Below are 19,627 nucleotides of genomic sequence, written 5' to 3'. Positions count from 1 at the left end.
AGTCAGGAACTCTCGATAGATCCATTATCAGTTAAATCATAAGACCACTTGCCTTGCTCAAGTGGCCTGCTGCAGGTACCCCATTTGGCTCAAGGCCCGGGCCAGCGCCTCGACGCGCTCTTGCGCCTGGCTCTCAGGCGTACCGGCAAAACCGATGAGCAGCGCAGGTGGCAGAGCATGCTCAAGGCAGTAGTCGCTCAGGGCATAGGTGTGGATGTTATACCGGGCCAGTTCCCTGGCGATGGCGTCGTCATCAAGGGTGGGCGGCAGCCAGGCGATCAAGTGCATGCCGGCGTCCACCGGAGTGATATTGAAGAAGCCGCCCAGCTGTCGCTGAAGTTGATCGACCAGTGCTTGCTGGCGGGCCTGGTACAGCGCACGCATGCGGCGAATATGGCCGAGGAAATGGCCTTCGCGCATGAAGTCCGCCGTTGTCGCCTGGAGCAGCGTGGGCGGGCTGCGATCCATCACCGCGCGCAGGGTGCAGAAGGGTTCGATCAGGGCTTGGGGCAATATCACATAGCCCAGCCTCAGCGAGGGGAAGAGCACTTTGCTGAACGTGCCGACGTAGATCACTCGCGCCATCCGATCCATGGCGTAGAGCGCGGGAAGAAGGCGACCGCTGTAGCGAAACTCACTGTCGCAATCGTCCTCGATAATCCAGCTCTGATACTGCGCGGCCCAGTCGATGAGTGCCTGGCGCCGCGCATAACTCATGGTCACGCCCAAAGGATGCTGGCGAGATGGCGTGGTGAACACCAGGCGGGCGTCAGGGCACTCGGCCAGGCCTTGCCGGATATCAATCCCTTGTTCATCGATCCGCAACGGAACCACCTGAGCCCCCTGGGCCTGCAACGCAATGCGCGCCGCGATGTGTCCCGGGTCTTCCATCCATACGCTGTCCTGCGGATTGAGCAACAGCATGCCCAGCAAGTTGAAGGCTTGCTGAGCCCCTGAAACGATGACCACCTGTTCGGCACTGCAATCGATGCCACGGGCATCAAAGACGTATTCGGCAATCGCCACGCGCAAGGCCTGTAACCCTTGCAGTTCGCCATAGCCAAGCATGGCTTTGGTCGGCTTGAGCAAGTGGCGGTTCATCAAGCGCCGCCACACCGCGAGCGGGAACGCGTCATAGCTACTGTGGCTGGGCAGGAATGAGGTAGGGGTCGCGGGGTCCCAATCGGTATAGGACACCCCACGAAAGTGACGGCTGCGCAACGACAGCATGGACTGGCTCAGGTCGGACAGGCGCGGTGGCTGGCGCTGCTGCTCTTCGTCGGCAATCCCTCGACGCTCCCACTCATCGCCGACATAAGTGCCCGCGCCGGTGCGCGAGGCCAGGAAACCTTCGGCAATCAGCTGATCGAATGCATTGAGAATGGTGATCCGCGACAGCGCCAATTCCTGGCTCAGGGTCCGCGTCGACGGCAGGCGCACGCCCCCTTGCATCTTTCCGCTGAGAATCTGTTTGCGAATCTGCAAATAGAGTTGGCGGTACAGGGGGATGGTGCTGGCACGGTCCAGCTCGATAGCCGATAGCAGCAAACCTGCAGGGGATTTCATCGCATGCTCATCTGGAGGGAGGTTGACCTGGAACACCATCATACCGACGTGTGCAGGGTATCGAGAGGCACTGGATAAGTCATCCATCGCAGGCGTTGGTGCAAGGCGTACTGTCATGAAATGAAAAGCCATTGTCGTCTGATGAGAAGCGACTGCGCAGACGGCGTCCTACAGTCCAATCAGCGCAATTCGACGCAGCACGTCCAACTTGAGACTGGAGAATAAGAAAAATGGCCAAAGCCGTACGCTTCTACGAAACCGGTGGTCCCGAAGTCCTTCGTTATGAAGAGGTCGACGTCGGCGATCCCGGTCCAGGCCAGGTTCGTCTTCGTCATGTGGCGGTGGGCCTGAACTATGCCGACACCTATTTTCGCAATGGCACTTACCCGATCCCGATGCCCAACGGCATGGGGGTTGAGGCCTCTGGTGTGGTTCAGGCCATCGGTGCAGGGGTGACCAACGTACAAGTCGGTGATCGCGTCACCTACACCGGTTTTCTCAATACATTGGGCGCCTACAGCACCGAACGTCTGATCCCGGCCGCGCCGCTGATCAAATTGCCGGAAACCATCAGTTTCGAGACTGCCGCGGCCATGACCATGCGCGGCCTGACGTCCTCGTACCTGATGCGACGCATTTACGACTTCAAGCCCGGCGACAGCATTCTGCTGCACGCCGCTGCCGGTGGTGTCGGCCTGATCGTTTCGCAGTGGGCCAAGCTGCTCGGCCTGAACGTCATTGGCACCGTCTCCACCGAGGCGAAGGGTGAAATTGCCCTGGCCCATGGCTGCGAGCATGTCATCAATTACAGCCACGAAGACGTCGCCCAGCGCGTTCGCGAGCTGACGGACGGCGTGGGGGTCAACGTGGTGTTCGACAGTGTTGGCAAGAACACCTTCATGGGCTCGCTGGACTCGCTCAAGCGTCGCGGTTTGATGGTGTGCGTCGGCACGGCATCCGGGCCGATCCCGGCTTTCGATCCGGTATTGCTGGCGATGAAAGGCTCTCTGTTCCTGACCCGTCCGGCCCTGGCCGATTACATCGCCGACCCGGCGGAAAAAACCGCGTTGGCGGGCGAGTTGTTCGATCATGTCGGCAGCGGCCGGATCAAGATCGAGATCAACCAGCACTATGCTTTGCAGGATGCCGTGCAGGCCCATCGCGACCTGGAATCACGCAAGACCACGGGCTCATCGATTTTCGTCATTTAAGGGAGTCGTCCGCCATGAAAGTCGAACAATTGACCTGCAACATTGGCGCTGAGCTGGTGGGCGTCAACCTGGCCGATGCAGTCCATGACGACGGTCTTTTTGCCGAGATTCGGGCTCAGTTGCTCAAGCATCGGGTGGTGTTCCTGCGTGATCAGGACATCACACGCCAGGAGCACGTGGCATTCGCCCGACGCTTTGGCGAACTGGAGGATCATCCGGTGGCCGGCAGTGATCCGGATCATCCCGGGCTGGTGCGTATCTACAAGAACCCGGACCAGCCGATGGACCGCTACGAAAACGCCTGGCATACCGACGCGACCTGGCGCGAGGCGCCGCCGATGGGCTGCGTGCTGCGTTGCATAGAATGCCCTCCGGTGGGCGGCGACACCATGTGGGCCAACATGGTCGAGGCCTATGCGCGCTTGCCCGAAGACGTGAAGGTGAAGATCGCCGACCTGCGTGCGCGCCATAGCATCGAAGCGAGTTTCGGTGCCGCCATGCCGATCGAAAAGCGTCTGGCACTCAAGGCGATGTACCCGGATGCCGAGCACCCGGTGGTGCGCACCCACCCGGAAACCGGGGAAAAGGTGCTGTTCGTCAACGCTTTCACGACGCACCTGAGCAACTACCACACCCCCGAGCGGGTGCGCTTCGGCCAGGATGCCAACCCGGGCGCGAGCGAGTTGCTGCGCTACCTGATCAGCCAGGCCTACATCCCCGAGTATCAGGTGCGCTGGCGCTGGAAACCCAACAGCATCGCCATCTGGGACAACCGCAGCACCCAGCACTACGCCGTCATGGATTACCCGCCGTGCCATCGCAAGATGGAACGCGCCGGCATCATCGGCGACACGACTTACTGATCTGACCGCAGCTGCATTCGCACTTGTAAACCCGCCTGCCAGGCACGATCCCGGGTGGGCGCAACAATCATAAGAACAGGAGTAACTCATGCAATTCTTCGACGATTCCCTGCACCCGGAAAACATGGAAAAGGTGGTGATCACCGTGGCCCCGTATGGCCCCGAGTGGATGCCGGAAGACTTCCCCGAAGACATCCCGCTGACCATGGACGAGCAGGTGCAAAAGGCGGTTGAGTGTTATGAGGCGGGTGCAACGGTATTGCACCTGCACGTGCGTGAATTGGACGGCAAGGGTTCCAAGCGTCTGTCCAAGTTCAACGAGTTGATCGCCGGTGTGCGTGAAGCCGTGCCGGACATGATCATCCAGGTCGGTGGCTCGATTTCCTTCGCCCCCGAAAGCGATGGCGAAGCCGCCAAGTGGCTGTCTGACGATACCCGGCACATGCTGGCCGAGCTGACGCCAAAACCGGATCAGGTCACGGTGGCCATCAACACCACCCAGATGAACATCATGGAGCTGCTGTATCCGGAATACCTGGAAGGCACCTCCCTGGCCAATCCTGCCTATCAGGCGGCGTACAGCGAAATGACTGTGCCGGCCGGCCCGGCCTGGGTCGCCGAGCACCTCAAGCGTCTGATGGACAACGGCATCCAGCCGCACTTCCAGCTGACCGGCATGCATGCCATGGAAACCCTTGAGCGCCTGGTGCGCAAGGGCGTCTACAAGGGCCCGTTGAACCTGACCTGGATTGGTATCGGCGGCGGTTTCGATGGCCCCAATCCGTTCAACTTCTTCAACTTCATCCACCGCGCGCCGGACGGTTGCACCCTGACCGCCGAATCGCTGCTCAAGAATGTGTTGCCATTCAACACCATGGCGCTGGCCATGGGCATGCACCCGCGCGTAGGCATTGAAGACACTATCATTGATCACAAGGGCAAGCGTTTCAGCTCGGTGCAGCAGATCGAGCAGACCGTGCGTGTCGCCCATGAACTGGGTCGCGAAATTGCCACGGGTAAAGAAGCCCGTGAGATCTATCGCATCGGTGTGCAGTACCAAAGCATCGAAGAAACCCTGTTGGCCAATGGCATGGCCCCCAACCGCAAGGCCGGGCAGAAAGGTGTGCCGCAACGCGGCTGATCGGCAGACGCAGCGGGGGGCCAATGGCCTCCTGCTCGCTGCCCTGCAACACGCTTGATAACAACAATAAAACGAAGCTTTGAGGAGGCTGCATGGCCTTTCACCCAATCGCCGCAGACGATGATGACTGCAGTGGCGTCGGCGTTGCGCGCAAGTACGCCTGGATTGTGTTTGCGCTGACGTTCGGTTTGTTGATTTCCGACTACATGTCGCGTCAGGTGCTGAACGCGGTGTTCCCGATGCTCAAGGGCGAATGGGCCCTGAGCGACGGCCAGCTCGGCCTGCTCAGTGGCATTGTCGCCCTGATGGTGGGGCTGCTGACCATTCCTCTGTCATTGCTGGCGGATCGCTTCGGCCGGGTAAAAAGCCTGGCGCTGATGGCTTTGCTGTGGAGCCTGGCGACCCTGGGCTGCGCTTTGGCGCAGGACTATCAGCAGATGTTCATTGCACGGTTCATGGTCGGCGTCGGTGAAGCGGCGTACGGCAGCGTCGGCATCGCCGTGGTGATTTCGGTGTTCCCAAAACACATGCGTGCAACCCTGGCCAGTGCATTCATGGCCGGTGGCATGTTCGGTTCGGTATTAGGGATGGCACTGGGCGGTGCAATCGCCGCCAAGCTTGGCTGGCGCTGGTCATTTGCCGGTATGGCGCTGTTTGGCCTGCTGTTGGCGGTGCTTTATCCGATCATCGTCAAGGAAGCACGCATTGCGCCGCAACGTGTCGCTCAGGCGGCGAACAAGACGGCTGCCGCGGTCAAGCGGCCGTTGCGTACGCTGTTTTCCAGCCGCTCGGTGATCGCGGCCTACATCGGCAGTGGCTTGCAACTGTTCGTCGGCGGCACCGTCATTGTGTGGATGCCCAGTTACCTCAATCGTTATTACGACATGGCCACTGACAAGGCGGGCGGCCTCGCGGCGATCATCGTGCTGTGCAGCGGTGCGGGAATGATCCTGTGCGGCATGCTCAGTGATCGACTGTGTCGCCATTCGCCGGAGCGCAAAGTGACCTTGGCCATCGCTTATTGCCTGGGCAGTTGCCTGCTGTTGTCGGCAGCGTTCGCCCTGCCGGCAGGGCCTGGGCAATTGGGACTGATCTGCCTGGGCATGTTGATTGCCGCCGGCACGACCGGCCCTTGCGGAGCCATGGTTGCCAACCTGACCCATTACTCGGTCCATGGCACGGCCTTCGCCACGCTGACCTTGGCCAACAATATGCTGGGGCTGGCACCCGGGCCGTTCATCACCGGCAGGGTGTCCGACCTTATCGGTTTGCAGGCTGCTTTTCAGCTGGTGCCGCTGGTCAGCATCGCGGCAGCGGCGGTGTTCTTTTATGCCAAGTGTCACTACCGCAAAGACATTGCCCGGCTCAAGGGCGAGCAAATTCTCGATTCGATTGGCAAAACGGCGTTAGAGGTGAAGTTGTGAGTGGTCGTTTACGTATTGATGTGTTTTTCGATTTCATCTGCCCGTGGTGCCTGATCGGCAAGCGTCAACTGAAGCGCGCGCAAGACCTGCTGCGCGTGCAGCAACCCGACGTGGAAATCACCACGGTGTGGCACGGGGTGCAGTTGCTGCCACAGCTGCCGGCACAGGGTGAACCCTTCGCCGATTTTTACCTCAAGCGTCTGGGCAGTCCTGAAGCGGTAGCGATGCGTCAGGCCCAGGTGCGGCAGGCGGCGATGGCGGTGGGTGTGCCCATCGATTTGAGCCGTATCCCCAACATGCCCAATACCGCCGACGCCCATCGCTTGCTGGAGCGGGCGAGGGCGCTGGGCAATAGCGCCCAATGCGATGTGTTACTGGAACGTTTGTTCGCGGCCTACTTTCAGTTTGGCGAAAATCTTGGCTGCCCGGACACCTTGCTGGTCATCGCCCGCTCGTGTGGCTTCAACGCTGCGGCGATGGCCTCCTTCCTGCAAGGTGATGGCGAACCTTATGTCGGCAACGAGGCGGGAGCGGCCAGCGGCGTACCCAATTTTCAGTTCGACCGTCGCCTGACATTGGTGGGCGCACAGCCTGCCGAGGTGCTGCTGGAGGCCATGTGCGAAGCCTTGGTTGAAAGTACTCGCAAGCGGCAACCGGCATGAGTCTTCGTATTCCCGTGCCCGCTGCAAAACTCCCGCCGGCAGGCGGTCGTGCGCTGTTCGAATTCGATGGCAAAAGCCTGGCGTTATTCAACGTCGAAGGTGACTTGTTCGCCATCGACGACAGTTGCCCGCACCAGGGCGCCTCGCTGTGTGGCGGGCGTCTTGAAGGGCGGGTGATTCAGTGCTGCGCCCATGGCCTGCGCTTCGATCTGCGCAGCGGTTACTTGCTCAATTCAACCCAGCTCAAAGTCGCCAACTACCCCGTCGAAATCATCGACGGTCAGGCATTCATCGTCATCGTTCCCCAGGAGTCCGTGCCATGAGCGCTCTCGCTCTTACCCGTATCCATAGCCGAACGCGCGAATTGGCGCCGGGGTTTGTCGTCAGCCTGATCGTGGCGGCGGCGGCGTCCTTTTTGTCCGAGCATTACGGCGCGCCGGTGATGCTGTTCGCGTTGTTATTGGGCATGGCGCTGAACTTCCTGGCCGGGGATGGCGCCTGCAAGGCGGGCATCGAATTCACGGCACGCACGGTGTTGCGCATTGGCGTGGCGTTGCTGGGCATGCGCATCACCCTCGAACAGATTGCCGCGCTGGGCTGGAAGCCTGTGGCGCTGGTGGTGATTGTGGTGGTGGTGACGATCGGCGTCTCGGTGATTGCGGCCAAGGCGATGGGTTTTCAACGCTTGTTCGGCATGCTGACGGGCGGGGCCACCGCGATTTGTGGTGCGTCGGCGGCGTTGGCGCTGGCGGCGGCATTGCCGAACCATCCGCAGAAAGAACGCGCAACCTTATTCACGGTGATCGGGGTGTCGGCGTTGTCGACGCTGGCGATGATTGTGTACCCGATGATTGCCAACTGGCTGTCGTTGTCGCCGCAAGTGGCAGGCGTGTTCCTGGGGGCGACCATTCACGATGTCGCCCAGGTGGTCGGTGCCGGTTACAGCATGTCGACCGAGACCGGCGATACGGCCACGGTGATCAAGCTGATGCGGGTTGCCATGCTGCTGCCGGTGATCGTCTGCGCCGCGATGATTACCCGCATGCAAGGCGCCGACCCGACCGGCAAACGACCGCCGCTGCTGCCATGGTTCGCCGTCGGCTTTCTGATTCTGGCCTGTATCAACAGCACCGGCTGGATAGCCCCGGTGGTGCAGGGCTCGGTCAATGACTTGTCGCGCTGGTGCCTGGTGGTTTCCATCAGCGCCCTGGGCATGAAAACCCAGCTCAAGGAGCTGGCGGCGGTGGGCATCAAGCCAATCCTGCTGATGGTGGGGGAAACGGTGTTCCTGGTCGTGCTGGTGCTGCTGTTGTTGCGCTGGGGGCTCTAAGCCCGTTGAAAATATTGGCAGCCGTAATGCTCTCCCGCAGGAGCTGTCGAGCCTGCGAAGCTGCGATCGGCCGTAGCAGCTGTCGAGCTCCAGCGAGGCGGCATTCGGCTGCGAAGCAGTCGTAAAATCAGAGATTGCGGTACATCAGGCAGACCACATTAGCCGGATTCACGACTGCTTCGCAGCCGAACGCAGCCTCGCTGGAGCTCGACAGCTGCTACGGTCGGGCGCAGCCGCTTCACATTGCAGTGGGACTCCTCGGCCGGTGTGTCATAAACACCGGTTCTTTTTCGGCGACTGTGCCAGCAGTCGCCGCTTTTTTTGCCTGGTTTGCGTCCGCTTCAGGGCTCGCTGGAGCCGGGCAGGGGGCTCAGGTCCGACGGTGCTTTGACGGGGTGCTTTTGCGCGCTGCGCCATGCGGCGGGCGGCATGCCGAACTGGGTGATGAACCAGCGTGTGAAGGAACTCGCCATGGAATAGCCGAGCATGTCGGCAATGCGTCCCAGCGAATAATTCGGGTTTTCCAGGTAGCGCAACACCAGGTCGCGGCGCACGTCGTTGATCAGGTCGTTGAAGGCGCAGCCATCGTCTTTCAGGCGACGTTGCAGGGTGCGTACGTTCATGCCCTGGGTCTGGGCGATCTGCTCGATGGTGGCGCGCCCCATCGGCAGCAGCAGGTAGATGGCTTTGCGCACCTCGAACAGCATCGAAGGACCTTCGTGGCTGAGCAGCGAGTCGAGGTAGCTCTGGGCGTAACGGGCCATGGCCGGGTCGGCATTGGGGTTGGTCACGTCGAGGCTGGCGTCGGAGCAGACAATGCCGTTGAACTCGCTGCCGAACTCCAGCTTGCAACCGAACAGGCGCCGATGCAGTTGCAGGTTGTCGGGAGGCTGGTGCGTGAAGTTGACGCTGTAAGGGTGCCAGTGGGTGCCGAGCAGCGCGGCGCACAGGCGGAACATTACGCCGATGGCCAGTTCGGTGGCTTGCCGGCTGGGCATCGGCGACTCGGTGACCACCTCTTCGCGAATGATCACCATCTTGCCGGCCTCTTCAATGAAGATGGCCAATGAATCGTTCATCAGATGACGGTAATGCACCACCACCTGCAAGGCATCTCGCAGCGTTCGCTGGTGGCTGAGCAGCAGGCTGACCACGCCGAAGTCCGACAGCTGACGGGACTCGGCCATGCTCAGGCCGAAGCTCTGGCAGCCACTGGCGGCGGCCGAATCTTCCAGCAGGCGTACGGCGGCATCAATGGGGATGCGGTGTTCGGGCGCTTGCAGCAGCGCTTTGCTCAAGCCGACGCCGGCCAATACATCACGCGGGTTGAACCCCAGGTATTGAGTGACCTCCAGGTAGTTGGTCAAGACAGCGGCGCGAACAAGCTTGGGCATGCGAAGTTCTTTCCTGGGCCGGTTGCGATTCGGATGAGCGTGGCGACTATATCCAGCACATCAGCAATTGAACAGTTGTGACGTTGTCGAGAGAACTCACCCGATTCTGTCCAGAAGCCCCTGCGTGGTTGTCGAGCAAACGACGCTCACCCATTGATTACAGTGACCCACAGCGAAGCTGGGGGCTTTTTCGACCAGTGGTCGGGGCACGCCAGTCTCGGCAAATTTGTCATGAAAAGAAAAGTGCCTGACGTCCAATGAAAAGCACCTGGGGTGGGGGGTCTTTAATGTCAGTCCTACAAAAAGCCCCTGGCGTATAGAGCCAGTCGAGTCATCGAGAAAGCGAAGGTGTTGAAGTGGACAAACTGCAAACTGCCGCAACCGTTCTGATCGTACCGGGTCTGCGCGAGCACGTTGCCGAGCATTGGCAAACGCTGCTTGAGGCAAGGCTGTGCAAGGTACGCAGTGTGCCGCCCCTGGAAACCGACAAGCTCGATTGCGCCAAGCGTGTCGAAGCGATCCAGCACGCGCTGGAGCAGATCGACGGGCCGGTGATCCTGGTTGCTCACAGCGCCGGTGTGCTGATGGTCGCGCACTGGGCAGCGCAGCACAGTCGGCCGATCAAGGGCGCGCTGCTGGCCACGCCTCCGGACCTCGATGCTCAATGGCCGCAAGGCTACCCATCTGCCGAAACCCTGCGTACCCAGGGTTGGAATCCTCTACCTAAAGAGCCACTGCCATTCCGCAGCGTGGTGGCCGTCAGTACCAACGACCACCTTGCCAGCCTGGATGCCGCCACTCGCCTGGCGCACAGCTGGGGCAGTGAACTGCTCAACCTGGGCGAGGTGGGTCATCTCAATCCGGCAGCAGGGTTTGGCCACTGGCCGCAAGCCGAAGCACTCATCCTGGAGCTGGATCGCTAGTTCAGGCGCCGGTTGGCCCCAGCCATCCGGTATTTGCCCTCATTCCTGAAAAACGCAAACACCTGAAACAAGGGTTGCGCGAGGGCGGCTGCGCTTAAAACAAATACAAAAAGGCGGAGAGACAACGCAATGTACAACAATAAGAGTCACGGCTTCGCACCCTCGCGATACACCTTGCTGGCCTCGGCCATTCTGGCCGCAGCCATGCCGGTCGCGCAGGCGGTCGAATTCGAGACAGGTAACCCGGACTGGACCGTGCGTGTTGATAACACCGTGAAGTACAACTACGGCGTACGCACCGAAAGCGCCGACAAGCGGATGTTGGCGACACCGAACAACAACGATGGCGATTACAACTTCCGCAAGGCCGGAACCAACATCACCAACCGTATCGACCTGTTGACCGAGATGGATGTGGTCTACCAGAACCACATGGGCTTTCGCGTCAGCGCCGCCAGCTGGTACGACAAGGCCTACGAGAATACCGGTTCCAATTCCAACCCGTTCGTCAACGGCAATGACGCAAGGTCGGGTCTGGTGGCCAACGATCCGCGCCTGGCCGGGGTCACCGGCGACAATGTCGGCAACGGCAGCCCGCACCTGAGCAACTACGCCCAGCGTTACTACACCGGTCCATCCGGCGAAATCCTCGATGCCTTCGTGTTCTACAGCACCGAAGTGGGCGAGGAGTCGCTGTTGAGCGCCAAGGCCGGCCAGCACAACGTGTTCTGGGGAGAAACCATCCTCAACCCGGTGCACTCGATCAGTTATGGCCAGTCCGGCCTGGACCTGGCCAAACTGGCCGCCTCGCCGGGGACCGAAGCCAAGGAACTGTTCGTTCCGCGTAACCAGTTGTCGATGTCGTTCACCGTCAATCCCGAGTTGACCGTGGGTGCCCAGTATTTCCTCGATTGGGATGCCGCCCGCCTGCCTGAAGCCGGTACTTACTATGGCGGCTCCGATCTGGTCGGCTTCGGTGCGCAATCGTTCCTGTTGGGCAACACCAATGGCGTGGTGCCGGGCAGCCCGCTGGGTTGTGGTCTGGCGCCCTGCAACGGGCTGACCAATGTGCGTCGCGGTCACGACCTGACGCCGGACAAGCGCGGAGACTGGGGCGTGATGGCCAAATGGTCGCCGGCCTGGCTGGATGGCACCCTCGGCGTTTACTACCGCGAAACCTCGGAAATCCTGCCGCAAGCCTGGCTGGATGCCAGAGGCCTGAGTTCGGCCAACCCCAACGGTACCCGGCCGGCAGGGCAAGTGCCTGCGGTGATCAACACGCTCAACTCGCTGAGCACCGCCACCTATCAAATGGCCTATGCCGACAACATCAAGATCGTTGGCATGAGCCTGTCCAAAGACGTTGGCGGGATCAGCGTCGGGTCGGACCTGAACATTCGTCACAACATGCCGTTGGCCAGTATTCCGGCGATTGTCAGCACTAACAGCCCACTCGGTCTGGGCGCGGGCCTTGGCCTGTTGCCGGGGCGTACGGCGGCCACCGGTGTGGTTTATGACAACCCGCAGAAGGGCGACAGCATGGCCGCCACCGGCGACACCTTGCACTGGACGCTCAACGGCCTGATGACCTTCCCGAAAACCCCGGTGTTCGATTCGGCCAGCCTGCTCGCCGAGTTGTACTACAGCAACTTGCTCAAGCTCGATAGCAAGAACGAGGCGCTCTACAAGGGTAAGGATACCTATCGCGGTATCGACCAGCCGACCCGGGACAACTGGGGCATCGCGGTCAACTTCACACCGACCTGGTACCAGGTGTTTCCCGGTGTCGACCTCAACGCACCGATGTCCATCAACATCGGTCTGGACGGCGTGTCACCGGTGTCCGGTGGCGGTGCCAAAGACACCGGCAACTATGCCGTGGGCGTAGGGGCTGTTGTGTACAACAAATACTTCATCGACCTGAAGTATGTGGACTCCTTCGGCGAGACCGACAAGTGCGACACCAGCGGTCTGAGCAGCGGCGCGGCCAATGCCGGCAGCGGCGACGGGTCCACACCCAATGCCTTTAGCGGCAATGAAAACTACGCGTGTTACGGCGGCGGCTACTCAGCCTTCTCCGGTGGTGGTGCCACGACTGAGGACCGTGGCGCCGTTTACCTGACGATGAAAACCACTTTTTGATGCACCACTGATTTGCTCAACGCAAGCAGGAGAATAACAAGATGAACTACGCAAAAACCGTGTTGGCCGCTTCGCTGGCCTTGGTCCTTGCCGCCCAGGTACAGGCCGCTGTTTCAACCCAGGACGCTGCCAAATTGGGCAGCAGCCTGACCCTGGTCGGGGCCGAAAAGGCGGCAAATGCCGACGGCTCCATTCCCGCCTATGACGGTGGCCTGACCACGCCGCCGGCCAGTTTCAAGTCCGGTGACAGCATGCGTCCGGACCCCTTCGTCAACGAAAAGCCGTTGCTGGTAATCGACGGCAAGAACGTCGATCAGTACAAGAACTTGCTCAGTGCAACCACGGTGGAATTGGCCAAGCGTTTCCCAAGCTTCCACGTCAATGTCTACCCGACCCACCGCACCGTCTCGTTGCCCAAGGCAGTGCTGGACAATGGCGTGAAAAACGCCACCGGTGCCAAGTCCCTGGAAGGCGGCCTGGCGATCGATAACGTACTGCCCGGTGTGCCGTTCCCGATTCCGCAGTCGGGTAACGAGGCGATGTGGAATTTCCTGTTGCGTTACCAGGGCGTCAACATCAACTCCAAGTACGACTCCTGGAACGTCGATTCCGCTGGCGTGCCGAGCCTGGCGACCACCGGCCTGGCATTCATTTCCTATCCGATCTACGAAAACCTTTCGCAGCCGATCAGCAGCGCCGACGTGTACTACCAGATGAAGCTGTCCTACACCGGCCCTGCGCGCCGGGCCGGTGAAGCGGTGATGCTCAAGGACGCCGCCAACCCGCTGCAGCAACCGCGCCGCGCCTGGCAATACTTGCCGGGCCAGCGTCGGGTCAAACTGGCACCGAACCTGGCGTACGACACGCCTAACCCTGGCACCGCCGGTGCTGGCACCTACGACGATGTTTTCGTGTTCAACGGTGCGCTGGACCGCTACGACTGGAAGCTGGTGGGCAAGCAGGAAATGATCGTTCCTTACAACACCTACAAGCTGACCTACGCCCAGGACCCCAAATCGCTGACCACCGCCAATCACTTGGCACCGGATTACGTGCGCTGGGAAAAACACCGGGTCTGGGTGGTGGAGGGCAACCTCAAGTCTGGCGCCCGGCACATCTACCAGAAGCGTCGCTTCTACCTCGATGAAGACAGCTGGACCGCTCTGGCCTCTGACCAATATGACGCCCGTGGTCAGCTGTACCGTGGCTCCTTCGCGTTCCTCAGCCAGAGCTACGACAAGCAGATCCCGGACTCCACGCCTTTCATGATTTATGACCTGGTGGGTGGCTCCTACAACATCAACGGTGTGGTTGGCCCTTACGGCGGCATCAAGTACATCGATCCGCTCTCCAAGGCGCAGTGGTCGCCTGAGTCCCTGGCCGGTAACGGGATTCGCTAAGCAAACCGTGACAAAGCGTCCGTGCAGTCCGCTGCCTGCCAGGCAGGGGACCGCACGACGGTCGGTGCATGCCGATCGTTTTGGGCGCCAGGTTGGAACGTCAGGCACACGGACGTGTGTCCCGGCGCGGTTTTCCGAAGAGGACGCGGTATGTGTTCGTACAAGAATTATCTGCAGTTGGCGCTCGGCGCCTTGCTTGTAACGTTGCAGGGCCTGAGCCAGGCGTCCGCTTATGTCGACGTACTGGATCTGCCGGCCAGGGTCAGCGCCTTGGCCGTCAACAGCCCGCTATCGGGCATGGCCCGTGCCGGCGAGCGTCTGGTTGCTGTCGGGCAGCGTGGTCACATTCTGTATACCGATGATGTCGGCAAACACTGGCAGCAGGCAGCGGTACCAGTCAGTGCCGACCTTAATGCCGTGAGTTTTCCAACCGCTACCCATGGCTGGGCGGTGGGCGGTGACGGCGTGGTGTTGCACAGCAACGACGCCGGTGCGACCTGGCGCAAGCAACTGGACGGCCGCCAGATCGGTGCCTTGCTGGTCAAGCATTACGGTGCGTTGGCCAGTGCAGAACCGGACAACGAACAATGGCCACTGCTGGTCGCCGAAGGTGAACGCCTGATGGCGCAGGGCGCCGACAAACCGTTGCTCGATGTCTGGTTCGCCAACGACCGCCTCGGTTACGTGGTCGGGGTGTTCAACCTGATCTTGCGCACCGAAGACGGCGGCCAGAGCTGGACGCCGTTCCAGGACCGCACCGACAACCCGCAGGGCTTTCACCTCAACGCCATCGCCTCCACTGGTGATGCGCTGTACATCGCGGGAGAGCAGGGGCTGTTGCTCAAATGGGATGACACCCAACAGCGGTTCGCCGCCGTGCAGACACCCTATCAAGGCAGTTTTTTCGGTGTGCTCGGCAAGCCTGGGGAAGCGCTCGTCTATGGCTTGCGCGGCAATGTGCTGCGCAGCACCGATGGCGGTCTGAGCTGGACCCCGCTGGACAGCGGCCTGCGCGTCAGCATCACCGCTGGCCTGGTCGATGGCCATGGCAACTACCGCTTGTTCACCCAGGGCGGGCAGATGCTGGTCAGCCAGGGCACGGGCGCGCAATTGCATCTGGTTCAGCAACAGGCACCGACACCGGTGACCGGCGCCACTCAGTCCGCCGACGGTGCACTGGTGGTGGTTGGCAGCCGTGGTGTACGGACGCTGTCCGTCGATAAGCCCTCGAACCCTTAGAGCGAGTACCCAGACATGGGCAATATCAAACAAGAAACCATGCCGGTGATCCGCGAACTGCGGGATTTCGACCGCCATTCCGGCAACCTGCTGGAGCGGTTGGTATTCAACTACCGTCCGTTGTTCATGCTGCTGATGGCGCTGGCCACCGTGGTGTTGGGCTACATGGCGGCAACGCGCCTGGAGCTGCGCCCCAGCTTCGAAAAGATGATTCCGCAGAGCCAGCCGTACATTCAGAATTTCCTGGAAAACCGCCAGTCGCTGCGCGGTCTGGGCAACTCGGTACGGGTGGTGGTGGAGAACACCCAGGGCGATATTTTCGATCCCGCTTATCTTGACGTGCTCAAACAGGTCAACGATCAGCTGTTCGTCACCGAAGGCGTCGACCGTGCCTGGATGAAGTCGTTGTGGAGCCCGGCGGTGCGCTGGACCGAAGTCACCGAGGAAGGTTTCCAGGGTGGCCCGGTGATGCCTGATACCTACCAGGGCAAGCCGGAAGAAATAGAACAGCTGCGCCAGAATATTTCCCGCGCCGGTATCGTCGGCAGCCTGGTGGCCAGCGATTACAAATCGAGCATGCTCATTGTTCCATTGCTGGATAAGGCCACGGCCAGCGGTCAACGCATCGACTACCACGCCTTTTCGCAGATGCTCGAAGAGCAGTTGCGCGACAAGATCGAATTCGCCGGTGACAGCGCTGCGCGCAAGGCCGGGGAAGAGGGCAAGGGCCAGTACAAAATCCGGGTGATCGGTTTCGCCAAACTGATGGGCGACCTGATCGATGGCCTGATCCAGGTGATGATGTTCTTCGGCCTGGCCGTCGTCACGTCGCTGATCATCATTTACGCCTACACCCGTTGCGTGCGCAGCACCTTGCTGGTGGTCGGCTGCTCGCTGATCGCGGTGGTCTGGCAACTGGGCATCGTCGCCTGGCTGGGCTATGCCATCGACCCGTATTCGGTGCTCGTGCCGTTCCTGATCTTCGCCATCGGTGTGTCTCACGCGGCGCAGAAAATGAACGGCATCATGCAAGACATCGCCCGTGGCACCCACAAACTGATCGCCGCGCGCTACACCTTCCGCCGCCTGTTCATTGCCGGCGTCACCGCGCTGCTGGCCGACGCTGTCGGTTTCGCAGTGCTGATGCTGATCGATATTCCGGTGATCCGCGACCTGGCGATCACCGCCAGCATCGGTGTGGCGGTGCTGATATTCACCTCGCTGTTGCTGATGCCGGTGGCACTGTCTTATGTCGGCGTCGGCACCAAGGCGGCCGAGCGTGCGCTGAAAATCGACACCCGTGCAGACGGGCACAAAGGCTTCGGCAAACTGTGGGACTTGCTCGATCGCTTCACCACGGCCAAATGGGCCACGGGCGCAGTTCTGGTTGCGGCGCTGATGGGCATCGGCGGCTTCATGGTCAGCCTGCAGTTGAAGATCGGCGACCTGGAAAGTGGCGCACCGGAGTTGCGTGCCGACTCTCGCTATAACCGTGACAACGCCTACATCACCAGCCACTACGCGCTGTCCAGCGACCTGTTCGCGGTGATGATCAAGACGGCGCCGGAAGGCTGCTTGAACTACAAGACGCTGGTCCTGGCCGACCGCCTGGCCTGGGAGCTGCAGCAGTCTCCAGGCGTACAGGCCACCGCGTCGTTGGTCAACGCGGTGCGGCAAATCACCGCCGGCACTTATGAAGGCAACCCCAAGCTCAACAGCATCCAGCGCAATCAGGACGTGCTGAACTACGCCGCGCAGCAAGCCTCGGTCAACTCCCCGGAGTTGTTCAACACCGATTGCTCGTTGATGCCGGTGATCACCTTCCTCAAGGACCACAAGGCCGAGACCCTGGATGCCGTGGTGGGCATCGCCGAAAAATTCGCCCGGGAGAACAACAGCGCAGATCGCCAGTTCCTGCTGGCGGCCGGATCGGCCGGGATTGAAGCGGCGACCAACATTGTGGTGCGCGAGGCCAATCGCACCATGCTGCTGTATGTCTATGCGGCGGTGACGCTGTTCTGCCTGATCACCTTCCGCAGCTGGCGCGCCACGTTGGTTGCGTTGTTGCCGCTGGTGCTGACTTCGATCCTTTGCGAAGCGTTGATGGTGGCCATGGGCATTGGCGTGAAAGTCGCGACCCTGCCGGTGATCGCATTGGGTGTGGGCATCGGCGTGGACTACGCCTTGTACCTGCTCAGCGTGCAGTTGCATTACCAGCGCCAGGGCCTGCCGCTGAGTCAGGCTTACCGCAACGCGGTGTCGTTTACCGGGCGGGTGGTGGGCCTGGTGGGCATCACCCTGGCGGCCGGCGTTGTGTGCTGGGTCTGGTCGCCGATCAAGTTCCAGGCCGACATGGGCATCCTGCTGACCTTCATGTTCCTGTGGAACATGCTCGGCGCGCTGATCCTGATTCCAGCCCTGTCGTACTTTTTGCTGCGCCACCCCGTTGCGCAAGCCAACGAGGCGCAAACCGGTGAAACCGGTACATCCCAACGTCAGGACATGTCGCATGCCCTGACCACTTCCGAGTAAGCCAACTATGTCTGATTACAAAGCTCCTTTGCGCGACATGCGCTTCGTACTCAACGAAGTCTTCGAGGTGTCCCGCCTATGGGCCCGATTGCCTGGCCTGGCCGAGGTGATTGATGAAGAAACGGCCGCCGCGATCCTTGAAGAGGCCGGCAAGATCAGCGCCGAAGTGGTCGCGCCGCTGAACCGCAGCAGCGACGAGCAGGGTTGCACCTGGAACAACGGCGCGGTCCAGGCGCCGGACGGTTTTGTCGCGGCCTACCAGGCCTTTGCCGAAGGCGGTTGGGTGGGTGTGGGTGGCGATCCGCAGTTCGGTGGCATGGGCATGCCCAAGGCGATTTCGGCTCAGGTCGAAGAGATGGTCAACTCGGCGAGCCTGTCGTTTGGCCTGTACCCGATGCTGACCGCCGGTGCGTGCCTGTCGATCAATGCCCACGCCAGCGAGGAACTCAAGGAACGCTATCTGCCGAACATGTACGCCGGCACCTGGACCGGTTCAATGTGCCTGACCGAGGCACATGCCGGCACGGACCTGGGCCTGATTCGCACCCGCGCCGAACCTCAGGCCGACGGCAGTTACAAGATCAGTGGCAGCAAGATTTTCATCACCGGCGGCGAGCACGACCTGACCGAAAACATCATTCATCTGGTGCTGGCGCGGTTGCCGGATGCGCCGGCCGGCCCCAAGGGCATTTCGCTGTTTCTGGTGCCCAAGGTGTTGGTCAATGACGATGGCTCGCTGGGCGAGCGCAACTCGCTGTCCTGCGGTTCCATCGAGCACAAGATGGGCATCAAGGCCTCCGCCACCTGTGTGATGAACTTTGACGAGGCCACCGGCTGGATCATCGATGCGCCGAACAAGGGCCTGGCGGCCATGTTCACCATGATGAACTACGAACGTCTGGGCGTGGGGATCCAGGGCCTGGCGTTGGGTGAGCGCTCGTACCAGAACGCGGTCGAATACGCCCGTGACCGTTTGCAAAGCCGTTCGCCGACCGGCGCGCAGAACAAGGACAAGGCCGCCGACCCGATCATCGTGCACCCGGATGTACGACGCATGCTGTTGACCATGAAAGCCTTGAACGAGGGCGGGCGCGCGTTCTCCAGCTACGTGGCCCTGCAACTGGATACCGCCAGGTACAGCGACGACGCGGCAACCCGCACCCGTGCGCAGGAACTGGTGTCGCTGTTGACCCCGGTGGCCAAGGCGTTCCTCACCGACATGGGGCTGGAAACCACCGTGCATGGCCAGCAGATCTTCGGCGGCCACGGCTACATTCGCGAATGGGGCCAGGAGCAACTGGTACGCGATGTGCGCATCACCCAGATCTACGAAGGCACCAACGGCATTCAGTCACTGGATTTGGCCGGGCGCAAGATCGTCGCCAGCGGCGGGGCACTCTATCGCTTGTTCGCTACCGAGATCCGCAACTTCACCGCCAGCGCCGATGCCGACCTCGGCGAATTCTGCAAACCACTGGACGCCGCCGTGGACACCCTCGACGAACTGACCGCGTGGTTGCTGGATCGGGCCATCAGCAATCCCAACGAAATCGGCGCGGCCTCGGTCGAGTACCTGCAAGCATTCGGCTACACCGCTTACGCCTACATGTGGGCACTCATGGCCAAAGCGGCCATGGGCAAACAGGCCGAGGATGACTTCTACGCCAGCAAGCTGGGTACCGCGCGTTTCTACTTCGCCCGCCTGCTGCCGCGCATCCACTCGTTGAGCGCGTCGGTCAAGGCCGGCAGCGAATGCCTCTACGAGCTCGAACCCGCGCACTTCTGATCGAAAGGACAAGG

15 protein-coding genes are annotated in these 19,627 nt (G+C 61.1%); 13 read left to right on the top strand and 2 right to left on the bottom strand.

All coding sequences use genetic code 11. The features are described from left to right. Positions 1 to 57: 57 nt before the first annotated feature. Positions 58 to 1,566 carry a PLP-dependent aminotransferase family protein gene (locus tag BZL43_RS14510; protein WP_095632942.1) on the bottom strand — a complete coding sequence of 503 codons (1,509 nt, stop codon included), beginning with the start codon at positions 1,564 to 1,566 and terminating at the stop codon, positions 58 to 60. A 230-nt stretch (positions 1,567 to 1,796) separates the two neighbouring features. On the opposite strand from BZL43_RS14510, the gene BZL43_RS14505 reads away from it, so the two are divergent. From BZL43_RS14505 to BZL43_RS14475, 7 genes are all read left to right on the top strand, one after another. Then, positions 1,797 to 2,777 carry a quinone oxidoreductase gene (locus tag BZL43_RS14505; protein ID WP_095632941.1) on the top strand — a complete coding sequence of 327 codons (981 nt, stop codon included), beginning with the start codon at positions 1,797 to 1,799 and terminating at the stop codon, positions 2,775 to 2,777. A gap of 14 nt (positions 2,778 to 2,791) precedes the next feature. Then, positions 2,792 to 3,640: a TauD/TfdA family dioxygenase gene (locus BZL43_RS14500; RefSeq protein ID WP_095632940.1), complete on the top strand. Its 849-nt coding sequence runs from the start codon at positions 2,792 to 2,794 to the stop codon at positions 3,638 to 3,640. Between the two features lie 88 nt (positions 3,641 to 3,728). After that, on the top strand, positions 3,729 to 4,781 hold the full coding sequence (locus BZL43_RS14495) for a 3-keto-5-aminohexanoate cleavage protein (RefSeq protein ID WP_095632939.1): 1,053 nt from the start codon (positions 3,729 to 3,731) through the stop codon (positions 4,779 to 4,781). Between the two features lie 92 nt (positions 4,782 to 4,873). Then, on the top strand, positions 4,874 to 6,205 hold the full coding sequence (locus BZL43_RS14490) for an MFS transporter (RefSeq protein ID WP_095632938.1): 1,332 nt from the start codon (positions 4,874 to 4,876) through the stop codon (positions 6,203 to 6,205). Then, the gene (locus BZL43_RS14485) at positions 6,202 to 6,867 is read left to right on the top strand and encodes a DsbA family oxidoreductase (RefSeq protein ID WP_095632937.1); all 666 of its coding nucleotides are present in this window, start codon (positions 6,202 to 6,204) and stop codon (positions 6,865 to 6,867) included. Before BZL43_RS14490 ends, BZL43_RS14485 begins: the two co-directional genes overlap by 4 nt. Further along, positions 6,864 to 7,190: a Rieske 2Fe-2S domain-containing protein gene (locus tag BZL43_RS14480; RefSeq protein WP_095632936.1), complete on the top strand. Its 327-nt coding sequence runs from the start codon at positions 6,864 to 6,866 to the stop codon at positions 7,188 to 7,190. Before BZL43_RS14485 ends, BZL43_RS14480 begins: the two co-directional genes overlap by 4 nt. After that, the gene (locus BZL43_RS14475) at positions 7,187 to 8,197 is read left to right on the top strand and encodes a YeiH family protein (protein ID WP_095632935.1); all 1,011 of its coding nucleotides are present in this window, start codon (positions 7,187 to 7,189) and stop codon (positions 8,195 to 8,197) included. Before BZL43_RS14480 ends, BZL43_RS14475 begins: the two co-directional genes overlap by 4 nt. A gap of 341 nt (positions 8,198 to 8,538) precedes the next feature. On the opposite strand, the gene BZL43_RS14470 is transcribed toward BZL43_RS14475, so the two are convergent. Further along, positions 8,539 to 9,591, bottom strand: a complete 1,053-nt coding sequence (locus BZL43_RS14470; RefSeq protein WP_095632934.1) for an AraC family transcriptional regulator — start codon at positions 9,589 to 9,591, stop codon at positions 8,539 to 8,541. Between the two features lie 356 nt (positions 9,592 to 9,947). On the opposite strand from BZL43_RS14470, the gene BZL43_RS14465 reads away from it, so the two are divergent. The 6 genes from BZL43_RS14465 to BZL43_RS14440 all read left to right on the top strand — a co-directional run bounded on the left by BZL43_RS14465 (position 9,948) and on the right by BZL43_RS14440 (position 19,613). Further along, positions 9,948 to 10,514, top strand: a complete 567-nt coding sequence (locus BZL43_RS14465; protein ID WP_095632933.1) for an alpha/beta hydrolase — start codon at positions 9,948 to 9,950, stop codon at positions 10,512 to 10,514. 129 nt (positions 10,515 to 10,643) lie between these two features. Next, the gene (locus BZL43_RS14460) at positions 10,644 to 12,656 is read left to right on the top strand and encodes a DUF1302 domain-containing protein (RefSeq protein ID WP_095632932.1); all 2,013 of its coding nucleotides are present in this window, start codon (positions 10,644 to 10,646) and stop codon (positions 12,654 to 12,656) included. Positions 12,657 to 12,697: 41 nt separating this feature from the next. Next, entirely contained in the window at positions 12,698 to 14,056 is a 1,359-nt protein-coding gene (locus BZL43_RS14455) for a DUF1329 domain-containing protein (protein WP_095632931.1), read from the top strand. Between the two features lie 150 nt (positions 14,057 to 14,206). Further along, positions 14,207 to 15,295, top strand: a complete 1,089-nt coding sequence (locus BZL43_RS14450; protein WP_095632930.1) for a YCF48-related protein — start codon at positions 14,207 to 14,209, stop codon at positions 15,293 to 15,295. Between the two features lie 15 nt (positions 15,296 to 15,310). Then, on the top strand, positions 15,311 to 17,827 hold the full coding sequence (locus BZL43_RS14445) for an RND family transporter (protein WP_095632929.1): 2,517 nt from the start codon (positions 15,311 to 15,313) through the stop codon (positions 17,825 to 17,827). A gap of 7 nt (positions 17,828 to 17,834) precedes the next feature. After that, positions 17,835 to 19,613: an acyl-CoA dehydrogenase C-terminal domain-containing protein gene (locus BZL43_RS14440; RefSeq protein ID WP_095632928.1), complete on the top strand. Its 1,779-nt coding sequence runs from the start codon at positions 17,835 to 17,837 to the stop codon at positions 19,611 to 19,613. Positions 19,614 to 19,627: the final 14 nt, after the last annotated feature.

Source organism: Pseudomonas sp. PICF141 (assembly GCF_002286815.1).
GTDB lineage: Bacteria > Pseudomonadota > Gammaproteobacteria > Pseudomonadales > Pseudomonadaceae > Aquipseudomonas.
Note: the sequence above shows the minus strand (reverse complement) of the source record. Positions and strands in the feature narration are given on the sequence as shown.